An 18,437-nucleotide genomic window follows, 5' to 3' on the forward strand; every position below is an offset into this window, starting at 1 on the left:
CGCCAATAATTTTACCTAATCTTGGGAACAATGGGGGATTTAATTATAAGAACTTACGCATGGGGGCTCAGAAAACAGGTTTTTTACGAAAAGAGGCGTTCTTACCCACAGATTAGGTAAGAAACCCGGTTTCTTTGTCGGAGTCCGTAGGTCTTGTTATGGCAAATTCGTGCCATGTTTTAAGCACCCTCATTTTCTTTAATAGTTGCTTCAATTTCGTCTCGGTAAGCCTCGGCATCAGCCCACGGATTTACCAAATCAACGACAACGAAGTCTCTCTCGCTTGAGACTGAAGAATATTGATATCAAAACAAAAACCCAACAAAAACCCGGTTTCTTGGAGAAACCGGGTTTGATCGTCAGCGTTAATCCGCCTTCATCAGCGGTTAAAAAATCCTACAATTGCTTCACCTCAGAAACCAATTTGGCAACCACATCCTTAGCGCTACCAAACAACATCATCGTCTTATCCTTGTAGAACAACTCATTGTCTACACCGGAAAAACCAGCACTCATCCCGCGCTTAATCACGATCGTATGTTTGGCCTTATCAACCTCCAAAATCGGCATCCCGTAAATCGGGCTCGCCGTATCGTGACGCGCCGCCGGATTCACCACATCATTCGCACCAATCACCAAAGCAACATCCGTTTCGTCAAACTGCGGATTGATGTCGTCCATATCGTACAACTGCGGATAAGGCACGTTTGCTTCCGCCAACAGCACATTCATGTGCCCCGGCATCCGCCCAGCCACCGGGTGAATCGCGTATTTCACGTCAACACCCATTTTTTCCAAACCGTCGGCTAACTCGCGCACCGCGTGCTGTGCTTGCGCTACAGCCATCCCGTAACCCGGAATAATCACAACCGATCGCGCATAACCCAACATCATCGCACTTTCTTCGAGATTGATGCTGCGAACAGTTTTGTCAGTAGCACCAGCAGCCCCAGCAGCACCTGCTGCACTTCCGCCACCGCTACCAAAGGCGCTAAACAGCACACTACCTAACGATCGATTCATCGCCTTGCACATGATTTGCGTCAAAATAATCCCCGACGCGCCCACCAATGCACCAGCGATAATCAGCATATTGTTCATCAAAATGAACCCAGCCACACTCGCCGCAATCCCCGAATAAGAGTTAAGCAGCGACACCACCACCGGCATATCGCCACCGCCAATCGGTAGCACAAACATGATTCCCAGAATATTGGAAATCGCCACCAAAGCCAGGAATACCGGCACATCCTCCGGGTTAAACAGCATATAACCGCTGCCGGCTAAAAGTGCGATCGCCAGCATGGCATTAAACGGCTGTTGCAGCGGAAACGTCATGGGCGCACCAGGTAGCAATTCTTGCAGTTTCGCAAACGCCACAAGGCTACCAGTGAAAGTAATTCCGCCAATCAACACACCCAAAAGGATCGTGATTGTCGCGTCTGGAGTTGGCGATTCCGGGATGCTGAGATAGCGCCAGAATTCGCCCACAGCAACGAGTGCAGAAGCCGCGCCCCCGAAACCGTTAAGCAAACCCACCATCTGCGGCATATCCGTCATCGCCACGGTATTCGCCATAATCGTTCCCAAAATGGAACCGACGATAATTCCGACAGCAATCAATTCGTAGCTGACTACTTGCTTTTCCAGCAACGTACCGACGATTGCAATTAACATCCCGATCGCAGCTAACACATTTCCTTGACGGGCAGTTGCAGGGGAACCCAACTGTTTCAAACCGATAATAAACAAAGATGCGGCAACTAAATAACCTAGTTGAATGCCACTGGGCAGAAAATCGCTCACGCTTTAACCTCTTTTTTCTTGAACATTTGCAGCATTCGATCGGTTACTAAGAAACCGCCGACAACGTTAATTGTGGCCAGGGCGATCGCGATCGTCCCCAAAATCGAAGTAACAGTCACATTGCCTTGGCCTGAAATCAGAATTGCGCCTAAAACCGCAATTCCAGAAATCGCATTCGAGCCCGACATCAAAGGTGTGTGCAGCGTCGGCGGGACTTTATTAATTACTTCAAATCCCACAAACGACGCTAGAGTAAACACCACTAAACCTGCAATCAATCCTTCTGCCATAACAATTGGTAATTGGTAATTGGTAATTGGTGTGAAATTAACGCTAAAGTCCTTTATATCTCTCGTTTGTTGCCGAGTCTCGATCCCCCTAAATCCCCCTTAAGAAGGGGGACTTTGAATACTTCTTGTTCCCCCCTTCTTAAGGGGGGCTAGGGGGGATCTGGCCCTAGTCACCAAACAAAAAAAGCCTTTTCTGGAGATATTTAACCAGTTCTTCAGTCCTCATAGCGAGGACTTTAGCTTTGAGGCAGGGGTTTCAACCCTTGCCGGACTGTGCATCATAACGACAGAATCTAACTGACTGCTGAAGCCTGAGCGGCCAAAGCATCGCGAACTCGCTGGTTGCTAATCTCACCGTCGCGGGCGACGCAAGCACCAGCAATGATATCGTCTTCAAAATTCAAATTGAGTTCCTTATCTTTCACCATCAACTGAAGTAAAGCCGAGATATTCTTCGAGTAAGTTTCGCTAGCGTGGACAGGCATCGACGAGGGCACATTAATCGGGCCGATGACATTAACGCCGTTCCATTCAACATCTTTCCCCGCTTCAGAACATTCGCAATTACCGCCTTGTTCGGCCGCGAGGTCAACAATTACCGATCCGGGCTTCATTTGAGAAACCATTTCTCTAGTAACTAAAATAGGTGCTTTTCTGCCAGGAACCTGAGCCGTTGTAATCACTGCATCGGAAGCGCTGACGTGTTGGGTGAGCACTTGGCGGGTGTATTCTTTGGCGGCTTCTGATAATTCTTTAGCGTAACCTCCGGCGGCGACGGTTTCTTCCTTGAGTTCAACATCAAGGAATTTAGCGCCCAAACTTTGCACTTGTTCTTTTGTTTCTGGGCGGATGTCGAAGGCTTCGACTACCGCACCCAAACGGCGCGCCGTGGCGATCGCCTGCAAGCCAGCAACGCCCACACCCATTACCAATACTTTCGCGGGGCGAATCGTACCCGCCGCCGTTGTCAGCATCGGAAAATACTTTGGCAAAGCTGCTGCTGCGATCAATACCGCTTTGTAACCGGCGACGTTACCCTGAGATGACAGCGCATCCATACTTTGAGCGCGGCTGGTGCGCGGGATCATTTCCATGCTGAATGCCGTTACTTTGCGATCGGCTAAACGCTGCACTAAAGCTGGATCTCCCAGAGGATTCAAAAATCCGATGAAAACGCCTCCTTCCCGGAGTTGATGAACTTCTGATTCTTGCAGGGCTCCGATTTTCACGACGACATCGGCTTCGCCCCACAGCCTAGCAGTATCGGCGACAACCTGAGCTCCCGCTTCTTCGTAAGCAAGATCCGAGAAAAAGGATTGCGCGCCGGCACCGGCCTCAACCCAAACTTCGACGCCCTGTTTGACTAATCGGGCTACAGCGTCGGGTACTAAAGCCACCCGGCGTTCTCCTGCTGCTATTTCTTTTGCGATCGCTAATTTCATGAACTCTCCTTATTTAAGCCTTCCTAGGACGGTTGAAACCGCGCCTACACAGACAAAACCTGCCTCCGCAGGTTTCTTGAAGTGCGATTTTTAATCGCCCGATGCCTTGCTTTACATTGAAGCAGCCGTTGCCCTAAACTTCTCTCGTTGATACTAAAGCCGATCGCTCAAATTCGACCCGTATCTTTAACTTATCTTATACATTCAAATTCGCTAAATGGTTAAGTTTGCCACCGATTATGATATAATTTTATGTCGCCTAATTCTGTAGTCTGAATGTCAGTTATCAGTATTACGCAAAAATTACGCAAAAAAAAGTGACCTCAGCCGGCGGTCCCTCGCCCTCATCAAATTGCTGAGACATTCGATATATTGTAGGCACGATCGCAAATTTCGGGCGAGCAATATTTAAGGTTCACCAAGAGTTTAATTAGAGGAGTTGTTATGCGACGATTATTTTCAGCACTAGCGGTTACAGGTTGCTTGGTGGCTGGATTACCCGCCATCAGTTTAGCCCAGTCCATGCCAGGATTCACGATTTTCGGCGGCCCCGATCGCGCCAACCAATTAAGCTATCGCTTGGATTACGGTACAGCCGGGATGAGCGGCGATAGATATCGGCTGCGAATTCCTTCCAAAAAAGTAAGTTTGGCGATCGCCCAACTGAACATATCCTATCCAGACTACTACAAAGGCGAATTTGACCAAAAAGACATTAAAGTGCGCGTCAAAGACAAAACAATAGAATTGCAAGAAGTAATCTGGGACAAAGAAAATCGATTCATAGAAATTTATCCCAAAGAACCAATTGCCGCCGGCAACAATGTTGAGGTTGTACTCTCCAACGTCAGGAACCCATCTCCCGGCGGAATGTACCATTTCAACGTCCGCATCCGCACCCCCGGTGACGTTCCCTTGCTGCGTTACCTAGGCACTTGGCTGTTGAGCATTAATTGAGGGAAGGATTCGGAGAAGGAATTTCTCGTTAGTCAAGCGATCGCGACAGAAAAATTTAAATGTGGCGATCGTTTTGCTGCGGGCAAAAATTTAACAATACTCAAATCCGGGTTTTCGGGAGTTGTAAAATAGAACTTTCGGCTCATATCGCAATTCTCAATGATTCGTAATAATGAGTCTAGGGGCAGCCCCTCGATGGTTGCCCTTGGCTAATTAGGGGTAGGTCCAGGGGCGCTACCCCTACAAAATGTTTACCAATCAAATAGGATTGCTCTAGCCGTACTCTCGCATGAATCTACTAGCAAAAATCAAAACAATACAAATTCCTCCAGCGCTGCGATCGAGAAATTATCGCCTGTTTTTTGCAGGACAAGGCATCTCCCTGATTGGCAATTGGATGACGCAAGTCGCTACTGTTTGGCTTGTCTACAATTTGAGCGATTCACCTTGGATGCTCGGCGTGGTGGGATTTACCAGTCAAATACCCACATTAATTTTACTGCCTTTTGCAGGAGTTTTAATCGATCGCTGGAACCGCCACCGAGTCATTATTGCCACTCAAATATTAGCGATGGTTCAATCCTTAGCGCTAGCATTTTTAGCGCTAACAGGAGTCGTTAACATTTGGCAGATCCTGGTACTGAGTTTCTTTCAAGGCGCCATTAATGCCTTTGACGCGCCGGCACGGCAAGCTTTTGTGCCGGAACTTGTAGAAAAGAAAGAAGATTTAGCAAATGCGATCGCCCTCAACGCTTCCATGTTCAACGGAGCCAGATTAATCGGCCCAGCAATTGCAGGTTTGCTGATAGCTACAGTCGGCCCAAGTTATTGCTTTCTCATTGACGGGCTCAGCTACATCGCCGTAATTGCAGGCTTATTAGCGATGCAAATCAAAGCCCGTAAAATTGCCGCAACTAATACCAAACCCTTACAAAGATTAAAAGAAGGATTCGTTTATGCCTTCGGGTTTCCCCCAATTCGAGCAATTTTACTGCTATTAGCATTAGTCAGTTTTGCGGGAATGTCGCACACAGTTTTAGTCCCAATTTTTGCCACCAAGATTCTGCAAGGCGACGCACAAACCCTCGGCTTTTTGATGGCATCTTCGGGAGTTGGCGCCTTCGCGGGCGCGATTTATTTGATTTCTCGCAAAAGTATAGTTGGTCTCGGCAAATTGATTGCGATTTCACCTGCCATTATGGGATTCGGACTGATAGGTTTTGGTTTGTCCCGCGTCTTGTGGCTGTCATTAATCATGATGTTGTTTGTGGGGTTTGGTTTCATTATCCAATTTGCAGGAGGAAACACATTGTTGCAAACAATTGTGGAAGACGACAAACGCGGAAGAGTGATGAGCATATACACGATGGCATTTTTTGGAGTGACACCGTTTGGGAATTTAGTTGCCGGCGGATTGGCCAATTATATCGGCGCTCCCAATACAGTCATCATTGGAGGTATAGTTTGTGTTTTAGGCTCCATAATTTTTACCAAACAGTTGCCAGCTTTAAAAAACTTAGTCCGACCACTTTATCAAAAAATGGGTTTAATTCCGCACTAGCGATTTAGCCTAAAATCACAAAAGCCAACATTAAACAACATTCCCAAAGGGAACATCTGACTGTATCTCCAGCAATCCTCAACAATTTGTAAAATTCTCTCTTCTCTTTCTCTGCGCCCTCTGCGCCCTCTGCGGTTAAAAAATCCAAATTAATTACGCAACCAGAGGTTAAACCAATGGCAAATAGCAGTGCAATTCCACAGCAGAGCGATCGCGTTCCCTTAAAAACCTGGATCGGCGTCATGGGAACAATTCTCGGCGCTTTCATGGCCGTTTTGGACATCCAAATCACCAACGCATCTCTCAGAGATATTCAAGCAGCTTTAGGCGCAACTTTAGAAGAAGGTTCTTGGATTTCCACCGCCTATCTAGTCGCAGAAATAGTCGTAATTCCGCTGACTGGTTGGCTGTCGCAGGTGTTTTCTTTCCGTCGCTACATCTTGGTAAATGCCGCTTTCTTTGTCTTCTTTTCCATGTGCTGCGCTTGGGCGTGGAATTTGAATTCAATGATTTTATTTCGGGCTTTGCAGGGATTGTCAGGCGGCGTTTTAATTCCGATGTCTTTTACATTTTTGCTGACTAATTTGCCACCCAAAAAGCAGCCAATCGGTATGGCGATGTTTGCAATGACAGCTACTTTTGCACCATCCATCGGGCCGACATTGGGAGGGTGGCTGACTGAGAATTACGGCTGGCAATATGTCTTTTATTTAAATTTAATTCCAGGGCTGCTGCTGCTAGCGGCTGTGTGGTACGCCGTCGCCCCCGCACCGCTGAGACTCGAACTGCTAAAAGAGGGCGACTGGTGGGGAATTATCTCGATGGCGATCGGCTTGGGTTCCCTGCAAATCGTGTTAGAAGAAGGAAGCCGCAAGGACTGGTTTAGTTCGGATTTTATTGTGCGTTTAAGCATAATTGCTGCAATATTTCTCAGCGCTTTTTTCTGGATTGAACTAACTCGCAAACAACCGTTTATTAACTTGCGCTTGCTGACCCGCCGCAATTTCGGTTTAGCTACTATTGTCAATGTATCCTTGGGGGTGGGATTGTACGGTTCGGTGTACATTTTGCCCCTGTATTTAGGTCAGATTCAGCAGTACAATGCCATGCAAATTGGCGAGGTGATTATGTGGGCTGGGGTGCCGCAGTTATTCATCGTGCCGATGGTGCCGAAATTGATGCAGCGAATCGATATGCGGCTGCTGATTGGCATCGGTGTGAGTTTGTTTGCGGTGAGTTGTTTTATGAATGCCAGCATGACTCACGAGACGGGTATCGATCAGTTGCGTTGGTCGCAATTAGTCCGGGCATTGGGACAGCCTTTAATTATGGTGCCGCTGTCAACTATTGCCACTGCTGGTATGGAGAGACACGAGGCTGGTTCGGCTTCTGGTTTGTTTAATATGATGCGAAATATGGGAGGTTCGATGGGGATTGCGGCGCTAGCAACTTTGGTGACGCAGCGCGAGCAATTTCACTCGAATCGATTGGGGGAATCTGTTTCTTTGTACAATCCGGCAACGCAGGAGCGAATTAATCAAATGACTCAGTATTTTGTGAGTCGCGGTGCAGATTTAAGCGTGGCGAAAGACCAGGCAATTAAGGCAATTGATAATATTGTCCGCCGTGAAGCTTATGTAATGGCTTTTAATGATTGTTTTTATTTTGTGGGAATTGCTTTGTTGTTAAGTGGGATTGCTATTTTGGGTTTTAAAAAGGTGAAAGCGGGTGCGGGTGCTGGGGGAGCTCATTGATTCTGTAGGGCGCGGAGTGCGTTGCATCTTTGGGGCGGGCTCTCCTGCCCACCCCACAATAATTTTAAGAGCTTTCAAAATGCCAACTAAATGTTTTTTAGCTTATTTACCATTCTTGTTGGGCTTCTGCTTCTGCTTGAATTAAATTTTGCCGCAGTTGCACCCAATTTATTTGATGGGAGGGCAAGTCTTCGATGAGCTTTCCGCGCTGTAAATGCAGAATTTGCGTGCTAAATTGCTCGGCTAATTCTAATTGATGGTTGACCATTACAATTGTGGTTTTGCCGTTTGTTAGCTGTATCAATACTTGCAAAAGGTGGGCGGCTTTTCCTGCGTCTAGGGCGGATGTTGGCTCGTCTAAAAGCAAGATTTTTGGTTGCAGGATGATGCCGCGGGCGATCGCCACGAGCTGTTTTTGGCCTGTGGAAAGCTGCAATTCGGTGCGATTGAGCCATTCTTGGGGTATGTGGAGTTGTTCGATCGCCCCGCTAATTCTCTCTGCAATGTTTGATGAAGTCACGCCCCGCAGCTTTAAAGGATAAGCCAATGCTTCTCGCACCGACATTCCCAAAAGCTTGGATTCTTGCAGGATGAGGGTGATTTGTTTGCGGAGTTCGATCGCAGGTATTTGGCGATATTCTGTATTTTCCAGATAAATCGAGCCGCTGGTGGGAGTGCTGAGCCGGTTTAGCAGTCGCAACAGCGTTGTTTTCCCCGCACCTGAAGGACCAACAATTGCCACGCGAGATCCCTTCTGTACCTGAAACGATATATTTTCCAACAAATAACTTGAGGCGATCGGTGTTTTCAAGCTTACACTGTCAATTCGCAGTTGAGGATTTGTTTCTGTATTATTTTCCGAATAATTAGGCATTGAATTCATTAAAAATCTCAAAAAGTTGCACATATTTCGATCCCCCTAAATCCCCCTTAAGAAGGGGGACTTTGATCGGAATCTTGTCCCCCCCTTATTAAGGGGGGTTAGGGGGGATCGGAATTCTCTGAAAAGACCTATAAAATTGGTATAAGTCGAGGACGATCGCAACTAAATTCATCCGTGTATCCGTGTCGTTATCCTTTTCCTTCTCAAACTTTTACAGCTTTTTCTAAAGGAAAACCCAGCTTTTCGCGCTGTTCCAAATAAAGCTGAGCAACTCGCCGCGCCAAATTGCGAATTTTGGTGATGTAGCGGGTTCTTTCCGTTACCGAAATCACGCCTCTAGCGTCGAGCAAATTGAAAGTGTGAGAACATTTTAGCACATAATCAAGACTAGGCAAAACCAATCCTTTTTTTGTCAATTGTTCGGCTTCTTGCTCGTACAATCCAAATAGAGTAAACAGCAATTCTGGATTGGAAGCTTCAAAATTATAAGTACACTGTTCTATTTCTCCTTGCAGGTGAACGTCGCCGTAAGTGATGCCATCTTTCCACTGAATTTTCGTCATGGCATCGACTTCTTGGAGATACATTGCTAGGCGTTCTAGTCCGTAGGTAATTTCAATGGAGACGGGGCGACAGTCAATGCTACCGCACTGTTGAAAGTAGGTAAATTGGGTGATTTCCATGCCGTCGAGCCAGACTTCCCAGCCGACGCCCCAAGCTCCGAGGGTCGGCGATTCCCAGTTGTCTTCTACGAAACGAATGTCGTGGTCTTCTGGGCTAATTCCTAATGCTCTGAGGGAGTCTAAATAGATGTCTTGGATGTTGGGAGGAGAGGGTTTAATTAAAACTTGATATTGATAGTAATGTTGGAAGCGGTTGGGATTTTCGCCGTAGCGTCCGTCGGTGGGGCGGCGACAGGGTTCGATGTAGGCGACAGACCAAGGTTCGGGGCCAATTGCTCTGAGAAAGGTGTGGGGATTCATGGTTCCTGCACCTTTTTCTGTGTCGTAGGATTGGGCGATCAGGCAGCCTCGATCGCTCCAGAATTTGTTTAAGGTGGCAATGACTGATTGAAAGTTCACTGGTTTAAATATGGCTAGTATGTGTCTAAGCTTATTTAAGCATACTCAAGGCAGGATTTATTGAAATAAACCCTGCCAAAATTAGATAAGACAGGATTTATAGCGAATTGCCCTACTCTGCTTTTTCACGTTGGCGTTTTTCGATTTCGGCGATCGGTAATAGTAATGTATCTTCGATCTCTCGTCTGATTTCATCACTAACTGAAGCACTAATGTTTAGACAATCCATTAATAGCTTATTAGCCTCATAGTAATTTTGTAATATCTCCTTTTGTTTCGGATGCGGTTGCCAACTATTACCTAGATCCCGATGATTATTTAAAATACTTTGGAGTTGTTTTGACCAATCATTATTGTTAACTGCCCACCAATCATCTAGATACCCCCATCGTACACTGTGATCGATGCCATACCAATCTTTAGGAATATAATATCCAAGTGAAGGCAATATTTTTAAAATAACTCCATTTATATACCGCTCATCTCCTAACACTAAACAATTATTGTTGTCTAACACTAATAAGCCCAGACTAGCAAGGCATGAATAATATTTAGAAATCTCAAACCCGGGCAATATATCCTCAGGTTCCCAATCTCGATTTTGTAGTTCTATTTTTTGGAAATGAGTGTTAAATTTTCCATCTTCAATTTTATTGATAATGAGAAGAACAGCAAAATCATAAGTTGAATCGTTGGGACGCGAAAAAAATCCATAAAGCAAATAATATAATGACTGATATTCAGAGTTAAGATTTTGGTCAATTTTTGTAAAAAGATGGTTGGCAGGATTATTTTCTAGGTTTTGAATAAAAGCCATAAAAATTGCTCTCAAGGCAGCTAATTTATAAGTTGTGCCTATAGTAGTCTTAGCTTTATTGGATATCCACGATAGAAAGTAATTTATTTCAATATCGTCAGCAATCAATTTCTCTATGCAGATTTTCATTGATAGTAATAAACTGTTGGCGTTTAGGAGCAACTCAATTGTCAAAATAAATACTTCTCGCCAGTGCTTGTTAATGCACTGAGCACTCATATTTTCAAAGTCTTTTGTTGCACTAAACCACTTAGCGATCAAATGCTCTTGAAACGTCAGGTGTGAAAACGACCAAACTTTCTGACTTCGCTCAATCAACAACCCATGCTGCGCTTCCATCGCCTTCAACACCGCTCGACTATCCCGCTGCCCAATCGCCAAAAACTCCGCAATATACTCCTCAATTTCTGCCTGCTCAAATAGCACATATTGCTCTTTTTTAAACTTCTTCACTGCCAGAAAGCTCAATAATTCTAGCTTTCGCTCCACTGACAAATCGCGATAAAATTCATCTCGCTCGATTCCCCTACGTTCGTCCCACTGCTCTAGCAATAACTCCAACCCTTCTTCATAAAGCTTGGAACGCTTCGAGTAAAACTTCCCCGTCTGGTGAAACACCGCACAAGTCAAACTCAGCAAAATCGGCGTAATTGCTAACTCCCGAATCGGCTTATTCTCCTCCAAAAAGAGCAGCCCCAGAAACTCCTCGGCTTTTGCCAGTCCCCCCGACTCATCCCCCATCACCGCCTTATACCAATGTTGGGCAAAAGCCCGCGCCTGCGTTTGATTAAAATCCGCCACCTCCACATAATCAAACCGCTCAAACCGCGATTCCTGACTCTGCGTTCTACAGGTCACAATTACCTGCACCTGGGGATAAGTGCGAGCAAACCGCTTGATTTCCTTGGCGATGTTCTTCCCATCTTCTCCCGTCACTTCATCCAACCCATCCAGCAGCACCAGCGCCCGACCTCGATCTAACGCCAATTGAGTTTCGGCATCCGATAACCGCCAGCACCGCTGTAGATAACGCTCTAGCGAATAGGCAACCTCACGCCCATCCTCGACAAAATCTCGCAGTTTAATCAAAACCGGAATCCGGCGCGCTTGTAAATTACCTGCGTTGCACTCCATCACCACTCGCTGCAAATACGTGGTCTTTCCCGAACCCGGTTTGCCCACTACCATCAGGTTCGCATTCTTTGCCAGCACCTCTAAACCTGATACCCGTTTTTGCTCTTTGCCCAAACCAATGCGATCCAAACTGCGGTAGCTGGGATTTTGGCTGAAGTGCTGCCACAAGTCATCCAATTCCGATTTACGACTACTACTGAGTTCCTCCAGAAGATTGACATCCACAAACAAGTCACCCAACGGCACGCAACGATCGATCCCCCAAAGCGGCATAGTGTCGTGCAACCGTTGGATGTCATCGTGGAGGCGCGATCGTACTTGCTGAACTAACGCATCAATATCATCTTTCAGGCTCTCCAGAGGCGGATCTGACAGCAAATTTGGTGGTTTACCTTTCTCCTGAACCTGTTCATCATCGGGTTCCCATTTCAGTTTGAGCTTTTTGCAGATGCAAAGAAACTGCTTGCGCTGAACAGGTTCACCTTTGAAAAATTTGTTGATAGTAGTACGCGACATCTTTAATTCAGCAGCCAAATCGGATTTGCTACCAAATTTTGCTAATGCGCTGTTCGCGTTTTTCAGTTGAGTTGGCGATAGCCTGAGAGATCGCCCGCTAGGTTCTGTCATGTAGTGGTTTCAGGTTTCCCCAATTATAGCGACGCGATCGTAACTTGGACAAACTTGTACATAACCTGAGCGGTAGGCGATCGTATCTAAAACCAGCCTCCTATCTTGCATTTGGCAGATTGTTGAGAGTTTCAACGAAGATGACTAACATGAAGAGTTCAAATAAGAAAAAATGGCTCAAAGTAATCGAGTTTACTGTAGTGGGTGTTGCCACCTGGCTCAATCCCCAAGCAGGATTTCTGCTGTTTCTGCTCAAGCTGTGCTTTCAAATCTTGGCTGCGTTGCAGAAAGATGAGGAGAGTGAAATAGATAAAAGCTAAATGCTAAACGAGTAGATTGAGAAAAAATTATCGTTGCAGAGGGCCGAAATCTACAAGCGAAAAAAGGCATCAGAACTAGCAGCAGTCACCGGAGAAAGTAGCGAATCTCAACTTCGCGATCGCCTCAACAAACAAGCTCTCAAAAATGCCATTTTATTGTAGCGCGAGCTGCCATATTTCTACTGGCAAATAAACAGAGGCAGATATTACTGTCTTGCGTCAGGTGTTGAGTGGAAGCGATCGCCAAATTGCCACTAAAAAACATAATAGTCAGAACCCCGACTTATTGAATAAGTCGGGGTTCTGACAGTGAAAAAGTTGAGATTACTTTCTAGTTTAGTCTGCGGGAGCGAGGGAAACTAACAGAGTGATGTTGTCAACGCCGATTACATAAACCGTGTCTCCCGGTGTGAGGGTGATTTGGCTATCGCACCGTGCGGGCCACCAGCTACCTTGGAAGCGGACGCGACCTGTTTGATTCGGGTAAATCGATTCATCAACGACTGCTTCTTCGTTGAAGTAGTTAAAATTGGTGTTGATGTAGTTATCCATTAAGAGATTCTTTTCTGTGCTGTAGGTGTGAGTAGAAAAAATTGAACCGAAAGCTTTTATTACGTTGAACATTTTCCTGACTCCTTTTGTGTTAAAATATATTGAATTTTACTCGCCTATTTATGCTGTTTGAAAAGTAGCATTTGCTGGTTGGGATTTATTACCAGGTTGTTCATGCTCTGATTTAGTCTGCGGGAGCGAGGGAAACTAACAGAGTGATGTTGTCAACGCCGATGACATAAACGGTGTCTCCCGGTGTGAGGGTGATTTGGCGATCGCAACGTGCGGGCCACCAGCTACCTTGGAAGCGGACGCGACCTGTTTGATTCGGGTAAATCGATTCATCGACGACTGCTTCTTCGTTGAAGTAGTGGAAATTGGTGTTGACGTAATTTTTGATGAGCATATTGTTAGCGCCGCTGTATCCTTGGGTGGAGAAAATCGATCCGAAAGCTTTTACTACGTTGAACATGATATTGACTCCTGTGGTGTTAAAATATATGGATGTGTAATTGCCTGTTTATGCTATTTGAGAGGCTGCATTTCCTCGGTTGAGATTGATTGATTGCCTTGATATTTCATTGTTCTTGCCTTCCGTGGTTTTATCAGGATAAAAGGCGAAGAATTTTTGAAATGTTGAGGGGATTTGAGAAGCGGTTGGGGGGAGTATAAATCCAGTAATTCCGAGGTATTGAATTAAGGATTTCATGGTTGAGCAGTTGGTGGGATTTACCTCAAGGGTAGATGTGGTTAGCTACATTAGAGATTGTCAGATTCCGCATTACTGCTGCTGTGAATATCTGTGATTTTTGGGTTTAACTTTTGGGGTGAATTTTTTGATTGGGTTGTGACTCACTTGCTTTACATTTACTAATTTGCCAGGAGTCGAATATCTTTGGTGCGATCGCCAGTCCACTTTCCGAGTCTGGTACTGGCACAGGACGCTTTCACACCTGCAAACAACGATTTTGCAAAGGTTTCTGCCTACCTATCAGGCTGGTAGCTGTGCCAATTTAGCCAAGTGGACTACCGCAAACAGTGAATTATGAACTTACGCCGTCTCGATCGCCCAATCCGGAATATCCATACATATCTAGTCCGTGACTTACGCACCAAACCCCTAAAAACCCGGTTTCTGACACCCTGTGCGCCATTAGGGGCCCGTAAGCGGATCTATGATATAAGCAAGTAAACTTCGCCTCTCACCCGCCCTCCCCATGCGATGTTGATTTGTACCTACCTATTTAGGCATAGAAAATAGGTGATCGAGATTGACGCAGATATCAGGAGGCGGTAGGAGTTTTTGATCGATGCAGCTCGATCGCACCCTGTTATCCAATTATTGAACAGGTCGAACTTAAAATCCATTCATAAATTCAGAATCTTAAATTCATAAAAGTCATAATTATAGACAACCTGCTTGATACTGCATAATTGTTACAGGAATTTTGAATAAAGTTTTAGCTAATTGAGACAAACCGAACTTGAATTTAAGCGACTGCGCCAATTCTTGTCTGGACTCAACTACTAGGTAAACTCTGAACTTACGCCCTCTGAATCTGGAAACCTGGAAGATCCCTAAATGGCGAGAAAAAAAGCGCTCGCAACAATACTTTGGTGTCCTGTTACTATTATTGACATCTTTGCTGCCAGATGTGCTGTTACTATTTTTGATCGGATACCGAGCGAATATGCTTTTATTAGCTTTGAATACAAAATGATATTTTATTATTATTTATTGTACCGCATTACAGCGGGAACGGCTGTATCTAGCGCTTATCGGCGAAATCGCAACATCAATATTTTCCGAATGCGATCGCTATCTCCTCGCTCACCAGTGTTAGATTGCTCTGATGGGTCAGGTCGCGGGGGTACTGCGTGTTGGTGAGCGCGTTCAGTGGACATCCAATAATATTTTGTACGAAGTTACGTCTAAACTACACCAGCCAGATGCTGCAATTGAAATTACTAACTCTGCAATCAAAGCAGGCGATGGCAGGCTCAAAATAAGTGTTCAACCTCAACGTTCCGAAAAATTAAAATAAATGCAAAGTATCGGAAACTTGGCATAAACCCCAACAGGCCCGCCATGCCTCAAATCCCGAAGAATGCGTAGGCGTAAGCCGGGGCGCAGCCATCGCTGCACCTTGTACACACACAACCCACACCTCCTAAGTAACGTTCACCAAGTTAGCCTGAAGTTAACAGCCGTTTTGTGCCGGTGCTGGCTTAGTACCCAGACGCTTGCTTGCCTGACTTCTGTTCAGACAAAACACGGTCACGTAAAATTTCAAGTTCTGTAACCCTTGAGGAGTTCACAGACGGTTTTGCGATCGCACGATTAGATGGATGCCTACTAACTGCTATGACTAACCGGACGGAGATAACCTTGGTAAATTAGCAGACAACCTACATTCCGTTCGGGTTCAGCGATTTGTTAACTTGATGATGGGTAGGCGATCGCTCCAAGGTTTAGCATACTCCAATTGACCAGCTAACCGAAAAAGAGTAGCTTCCATCCCAAATTTTCCCACAAACTGCATCCCAATAGGTAAACCTGCCTCATTCCAATATAAAGGCACAGACATTGCAGGCTGGCCTGTTACATTGAAGGGTGCTGTATAGGGTGTGAAGCTAAAGACTTGTCTGGCGAGAGGCTCAATCACTTTCATGACTTTCAGTAACCAGCTTGCATTTGTTCTCGCAACCAAATTCATCAAAAATTCTTTCCCTGATGACGGTTGAAGTGAACCAATAGGAATTGGAGGTTGAGAAAGGGTGGGAGTCAGCAAAACATCATATTGTTCAAAAAATTGGCCGATATTCCGTGCATCTACCTGTAATTGACGAGCTGCTTTAGCATAGTCAGCCGCACTCAAAGCCTCACCTAACAGCCCTAAACAATAAGTCCCTAATTCAAAATCTTCAGCAGTCACTTTTCGTTGTGTTGATTTAGCCGCCCACTCAATATCTGCACGAGTTTCCCCAACAACAATTCTCATAAAATTTAAGGCAAAAGCTTCTCCATCAAATTTAGGCCGCTCTTCTACAACTTCATGCCCAAGTTCTTGAAGTAATTTAATGGTTGCTTTCAATCCCTCAATGCAATCTTCATGAACCGCATCACCCAAAAATGGATGAGTGGTAAAAGCAATGCGAAGTTTTCCTGGTGCAGTCGTAACTTCGTCCAAATAGGGTCTTACCTGTGGCGGAGATAAATAGGTTGCTCCCACATCAGAACCACTGATTGCATCCAGCATAGCTGCACTATCGCGAACAGAACGACTTAGCACCGTTTCAGTCGAAAATCCACGCCACAATTCACCTGCAATCGGACCTGTGGGAATACGCCCACGGCTGGGTTTTAGTCCAAAAATGCCACAGCAAGATGCTGGAATTCGGGTAGAACCGCCGCCATCGCCTGCCCCAGCCAGAGGAACCATTCCTGCTGCGATGGCTGCGGCTGAACCTCCACTAGACCCTCCTGGTGTACGATCCAAGTCCCAAGGATTGCGAGTCACCCCCCAAGTCTTAGGTTCCGTGTAGGGTGTAATGCCAAATTCTGGAGTATTCGTCTTACCTAAAATAACAACTCCTGCTGCTTTGAAACGTCTCACCAATTCGCTATCATGGCTGGCTGATATATTTCTAAGTAAACGGTTGCCGCTACTGGTAGGAACACCCGCATACATCGATCTCAAATCTTTTAATAGGAAAGGGACGCCTTTGAATGAACCCTCTGGCAAGTCATGATTGACTAACATCCTTGCTTGTTCATACATTTTGCAAATGACAGCATTAATTACTGGATTGTACGCTTCAATCCGGGCAATCGCTGCATCCAATAACTCGGCTGGAGTAACTTGCTTTGCTTGTACTAACTCAGCCAAGCCTAAACCATCATATTGTTGATAATCGGGAAAGCCAGACATATTGCACTCCTCAGTTATTGAGTAATTGTTCTAAATTACAGCGGGAACCGCTGTATACCCTAGACTTCACTCTATAAAATTTGCTTGATACTGCATAATTGTTACAGGAATTCTGAATAAAGTTTTAGCTAATTGAGACAAACCGAACTTGAATTTAAGGGACTGCGGCAATTCTTGTACGGAAACTTCTACGAAGCCAAAGCGGGTATAAAATGATGCGAGCCGCTTTCCCAAACATTCTAAATATAGCGGTTCTGTAGCTTGTTGAATTAAATATTTTGCGAGGTAGCTTCCCAAACCTCGATCGCGCCAATCTTTCGCCACCACCAAACTGCCCAATTCTTGCGCGCCCGCAAAATTCCGCAACTGCCCGCAAGCTGCCAATTTTCCCTCGCATTCGATGACCCAGAATTGCTGCCAGCGCAACTGAGTTGGATCGAGTCGGGCGCTCCACACTAACATTTTAATTGATTTGATGTCTTGAGCTGAAGCTGGGCGGATGGCGCATTCAGACGGCAACGAAAAAAAACTTTCATTCATTATGATTCCATAAAATGAGCTTTAGTAAATTTATTCTTATTTTCCGAGTCGAGTTCCAAAGGGTGTATTTAAGTATAACGGCTGTCACTGGAAATTATAGCAGCTAGCCGCTTCAAAATCCGAAAAACTTCGTAAAGTTCATTTCCGGGATTTGCAATATCGAAAAGTTTAGAGACGGCATACTGCGGTGTGTCTCGTTTGGTCATTTTGATAAATCGAAAGCTGCTACCATTCGTCAGAAGCCCAAATGTTACTGGTTCGGGGCTGGGGTCATTCAGCATATAAAATAGTAACTGAGGAAGCCCAGCTTCAACGGAATATTGAGAGCGTTTGGCTTCGATCGCAACTACCCAAAAAGATTTAAGCAATAGCAGGACATCGATGCTACCCTTGACAATTGTATCTTCATCTTCAATAGTCAGTTCTACTGATTTTTCTGCCTCTATGTGAAAGGGAGTCAAGTAGAAATCTGCTAAAAATAGCAAGGGAGCCAGTACCACCATTTTTACGGTATCTTCCAGCATCGCGTACTTGACACTGTTGATATAACCTGCTTTTACGTTGTCGAGCGCTCGCTTTTTGTCATCGCTAATTTCCGGTAAATCGTCAATCCACTCCCGGAAGAATTGCTCGTCTTCACAAAGTTGAAAATTAAATTTTGTTTCGACATCTAGCAGAGTCAGTGTTTTTGCTTGAATGCTTTGTGTCATAGTTTTATGTAGTTATTTATTAGTTGTAAT

At 45.3% G+C, this 18,437-nt stretch carries 17 protein-coding genes; 6 read left to right on the plus strand and 11 right to left on the minus strand.

What is annotated here, in order from left to right; all coding sequences use genetic code 11:
• Window positions 1-396 precede the first annotated feature (396 nt).
• The 3 genes from QUA23_RS12715 to QUA23_RS12725 form a co-directional block, all read right to left on the minus strand.
• Window positions 397-1,806: an NAD(P)(+) transhydrogenase (Re/Si-specific) subunit beta gene (locus QUA23_RS12715; protein ID WP_333076317.1), complete on the minus strand. Its 1,410-nt coding sequence runs from the start codon at window positions 1,804-1,806 to the stop codon at window positions 397-399.
• Window positions 1,803-2,096 (minus strand): NAD(P) transhydrogenase subunit alpha, encoded by a 294-nt coding sequence (locus QUA23_RS12720; RefSeq protein WP_006633295.1) that lies wholly within the window; start codon window positions 2,094-2,096, stop codon window positions 1,803-1,805. The genes QUA23_RS12715 and QUA23_RS12720 overlap by 4 nt, the downstream gene beginning before the upstream one ends.
• Window positions 2,097-2,389: 293 nt before the next feature.
• Window positions 2,390-3,538, minus strand: a complete 1,149-nt coding sequence (locus tag QUA23_RS12725; RefSeq protein ID WP_333076316.1) for a Re/Si-specific NAD(P)(+) transhydrogenase subunit alpha — start codon at window positions 3,536-3,538, stop codon at window positions 2,390-2,392.
• A gap of 444 nt (window positions 3,539-3,982) precedes the next feature.
• Here QUA23_RS12725 and QUA23_RS12730 point away from each other — a divergent pair, with 444 nt between their 5' ends.
• The 3 genes from QUA23_RS12730 to QUA23_RS12740 all read left to right on the plus strand — a co-directional run bounded on the left by QUA23_RS12730 (window position 3,983) and on the right by QUA23_RS12740 (window position 7,810).
• Entirely contained in the window at window positions 3,983-4,495 is a 513-nt protein-coding gene (locus QUA23_RS12730) for a DUF2808 domain-containing protein (protein WP_015174749.1), read from the plus strand.
• Between the two features lie 289 nt (window positions 4,496-4,784).
• Window positions 4,785-6,056 (plus strand): MFS transporter, encoded by a 1,272-nt coding sequence (locus tag QUA23_RS12735; RefSeq protein ID WP_333076315.1) that lies wholly within the window; start codon window positions 4,785-4,787, stop codon window positions 6,054-6,056.
• Window positions 6,057-6,232: 176 nt separating this feature from the next.
• The gene (locus tag QUA23_RS12740; RefSeq protein ID WP_333076314.1) at window positions 6,233-7,810 is read left to right on the plus strand and encodes an MDR family MFS transporter; all 1,578 of its coding nucleotides are present in this window, start codon (window positions 6,233-6,235) and stop codon (window positions 7,808-7,810) included.
• Between the two features lie 106 nt (window positions 7,811-7,916).
• Here the strand turns inward: QUA23_RS12740 and QUA23_RS12745 are convergent, their stop codons facing one another.
• From QUA23_RS12745 to QUA23_RS12755, 3 genes are all read right to left on the minus strand, one after another.
• Window positions 7,917-8,684 (minus strand): ATP-binding cassette domain-containing protein, encoded by a 768-nt coding sequence (locus tag QUA23_RS12745; RefSeq protein WP_333076358.1) that lies wholly within the window; start codon window positions 8,682-8,684, stop codon window positions 7,917-7,919.
• Between the two features lie 212 nt (window positions 8,685-8,896).
• On the minus strand, window positions 8,897-9,775 hold the full coding sequence (glyQ, locus tag QUA23_RS12750; protein ID WP_190660228.1) for a glycine--tRNA ligase subunit alpha: 879 nt from the start codon (window positions 9,773-9,775) through the stop codon (window positions 8,897-8,899).
• A gap of 112 nt (window positions 9,776-9,887) precedes the next feature.
• Window positions 9,888-12,353, minus strand: coding sequence for an NACHT C-terminal helical domain 2-containing protein (locus QUA23_RS12755; protein WP_333076313.1), 2,466 nt, complete (start codon window positions 12,351-12,353; stop codon window positions 9,888-9,890).
• A 149-nt stretch (window positions 12,354-12,502) separates the two neighbouring features.
• On the opposite strand from QUA23_RS12755, the gene QUA23_RS12760 reads away from it, so the two are divergent.
• Together QUA23_RS12760 and QUA23_RS12765 are read left to right on the plus strand one after the other, a co-directional pair.
• Window positions 12,503-12,673 (plus strand): hypothetical protein, encoded by a 171-nt coding sequence (locus tag QUA23_RS12760; RefSeq protein WP_333076312.1) that lies wholly within the window; start codon window positions 12,503-12,505, stop codon window positions 12,671-12,673.
• 33 nt (window positions 12,674-12,706) lie between these two features.
• Window positions 12,707-12,835 carry a hypothetical protein gene (locus QUA23_RS12765; RefSeq protein WP_333076311.1) on the plus strand — a complete coding sequence of 43 codons (129 nt, stop codon included), beginning with the start codon at window positions 12,707-12,709 and terminating at the stop codon, window positions 12,833-12,835.
• 174 nt (window positions 12,836-13,009) lie between these two features.
• On the opposite strand, the gene QUA23_RS12770 is transcribed toward QUA23_RS12765, so the two are convergent.
• Window positions 13,010-13,297, minus strand: a complete 288-nt coding sequence (locus QUA23_RS12770; RefSeq protein ID WP_333076310.1) for an NfeD family protein — start codon at window positions 13,295-13,297, stop codon at window positions 13,010-13,012.
• Between the two features lie 112 nt (window positions 13,298-13,409).
• Complete coding sequence (locus QUA23_RS12775; protein ID WP_333076309.1) at window positions 13,410-13,697, minus strand: NfeD family protein; 288 nt, start codon at window positions 13,695-13,697, stop codon at window positions 13,410-13,412.
• A gap of 1,110 nt (window positions 13,698-14,807) precedes the next feature.
• Here QUA23_RS12775 and QUA23_RS12780 point away from each other — a divergent pair.
• Entirely contained in the window at window positions 14,808-15,113 is a 306-nt protein-coding gene (locus QUA23_RS12780) for a hypothetical protein (protein WP_333076308.1), read from the plus strand.
• Window positions 15,114-15,651: 538 nt separating this feature from the next.
• Here QUA23_RS12780 and QUA23_RS12785 read toward each other — a convergent pair.
• The 3 genes from QUA23_RS12785 to QUA23_RS12795 all read right to left on the minus strand — a co-directional run bounded on the left by QUA23_RS12785 (window position 15,652) and on the right by QUA23_RS12795 (window position 18,407).
• A complete protein-coding gene (locus QUA23_RS12785; protein ID WP_333076307.1) occupies window positions 15,652-17,157 on the minus strand; it encodes an amidase in 1,506 nt (501 codons plus the stop codon).
• 66 nt (window positions 17,158-17,223) lie between these two features.
• Window positions 17,224-17,697, minus strand: a complete 474-nt coding sequence (locus QUA23_RS12790) for a GNAT family N-acetyltransferase (protein ID WP_333076306.1) — start codon at window positions 17,695-17,697, stop codon at window positions 17,224-17,226.
• Between the two features lie 68 nt (window positions 17,698-17,765).
• Window positions 17,766-18,407, minus strand: a complete 642-nt coding sequence (locus tag QUA23_RS12795) for a type I restriction endonuclease (RefSeq protein WP_333061505.1) — start codon at window positions 18,405-18,407, stop codon at window positions 17,766-17,768.
• Window positions 18,408-18,437 lie beyond the last annotated feature (30 nt).

It is taken from the genome of Microcoleus sp. Pol1C5 (genome assembly GCF_036701115.1).
Classification (GTDB): domain Bacteria; phylum Cyanobacteriota; class Cyanobacteriia; order Cyanobacteriales; family Microcoleaceae; genus Microcoleus.

Excerpts from the sequence above, each read along its gene's own strand:
- QUA23_RS12745 (WP_333076358.1), bottom strand. The coding sequence starts at position 8,684 with ATGCCTAATTATTCGGAAAATAATACAGAAACAAATCCTCAACTGCGA.
- QUA23_RS12720 (WP_006633295.1), bottom strand. The coding sequence starts at position 2,096 with ATGGCAGAAGGATTGATTGCAGGTTTAGTGGTGTTTACTCTAGCGTCG.
- QUA23_RS12775 (WP_333076309.1), bottom strand. The coding sequence starts at position 13,697 with ATGTTCAACGTAGTAAAAGCTTTCGGATCGATTTTCTCCACCCAAGGA.
- QUA23_RS12725 (WP_333076316.1), bottom strand. The coding sequence starts at position 3,538 with ATGAAATTAGCGATCGCAAAAGAAATAGCAGCAGGAGAACGCCGGGTG.
- QUA23_RS12735 (WP_333076315.1), top strand. The coding sequence starts at position 4,785 with ATGAATCTACTAGCAAAAATCAAAACAATACAAATTCCTCCAGCGCTG.
- QUA23_RS12770 (WP_333076310.1), bottom strand. The coding sequence starts at position 13,297 with ATGTTCAACGTAATAAAAGCTTTCGGTTCAATTTTTTCTACTCACACC.
- QUA23_RS12785 (WP_333076307.1), bottom strand. The coding sequence starts at position 17,157 with ATGTCTGGCTTTCCCGATTATCAACAATATGATGGTTTAGGCTTGGCT.
- QUA23_RS12780 (WP_333076308.1), top strand. The coding sequence starts at position 14,808 with ATGGCGAGAAAAAAAGCGCTCGCAACAATACTTTGGTGTCCTGTTACT.
- QUA23_RS12760 (WP_333076312.1), top strand. The coding sequence starts at position 12,503 with ATGAAGAGTTCAAATAAGAAAAAATGGCTCAAAGTAATCGAGTTTACT.
- QUA23_RS12740 (WP_333076314.1), top strand. The coding sequence starts at position 6,233 with ATGGCAAATAGCAGTGCAATTCCACAGCAGAGCGATCGCGTTCCCTTA.
- QUA23_RS12790 (WP_333076306.1), bottom strand. The coding sequence starts at position 17,697 with ATGAATGAAAGTTTTTTTTCGTTGCCGTCTGAATGCGCCATCCGCCCA.
- QUA23_RS12795 (WP_333061505.1), bottom strand. The coding sequence starts at position 18,407 with ATGACACAAAGCATTCAAGCAAAAACACTGACTCTGCTAGATGTCGAA.
- QUA23_RS12730 (WP_015174749.1), top strand. The coding sequence starts at position 3,983 with ATGCGACGATTATTTTCAGCACTAGCGGTTACAGGTTGCTTGGTGGCT.
- QUA23_RS12755 (WP_333076313.1), bottom strand. The coding sequence starts at position 12,353 with ATGACAGAACCTAGCGGGCGATCTCTCAGGCTATCGCCAACTCAACTG.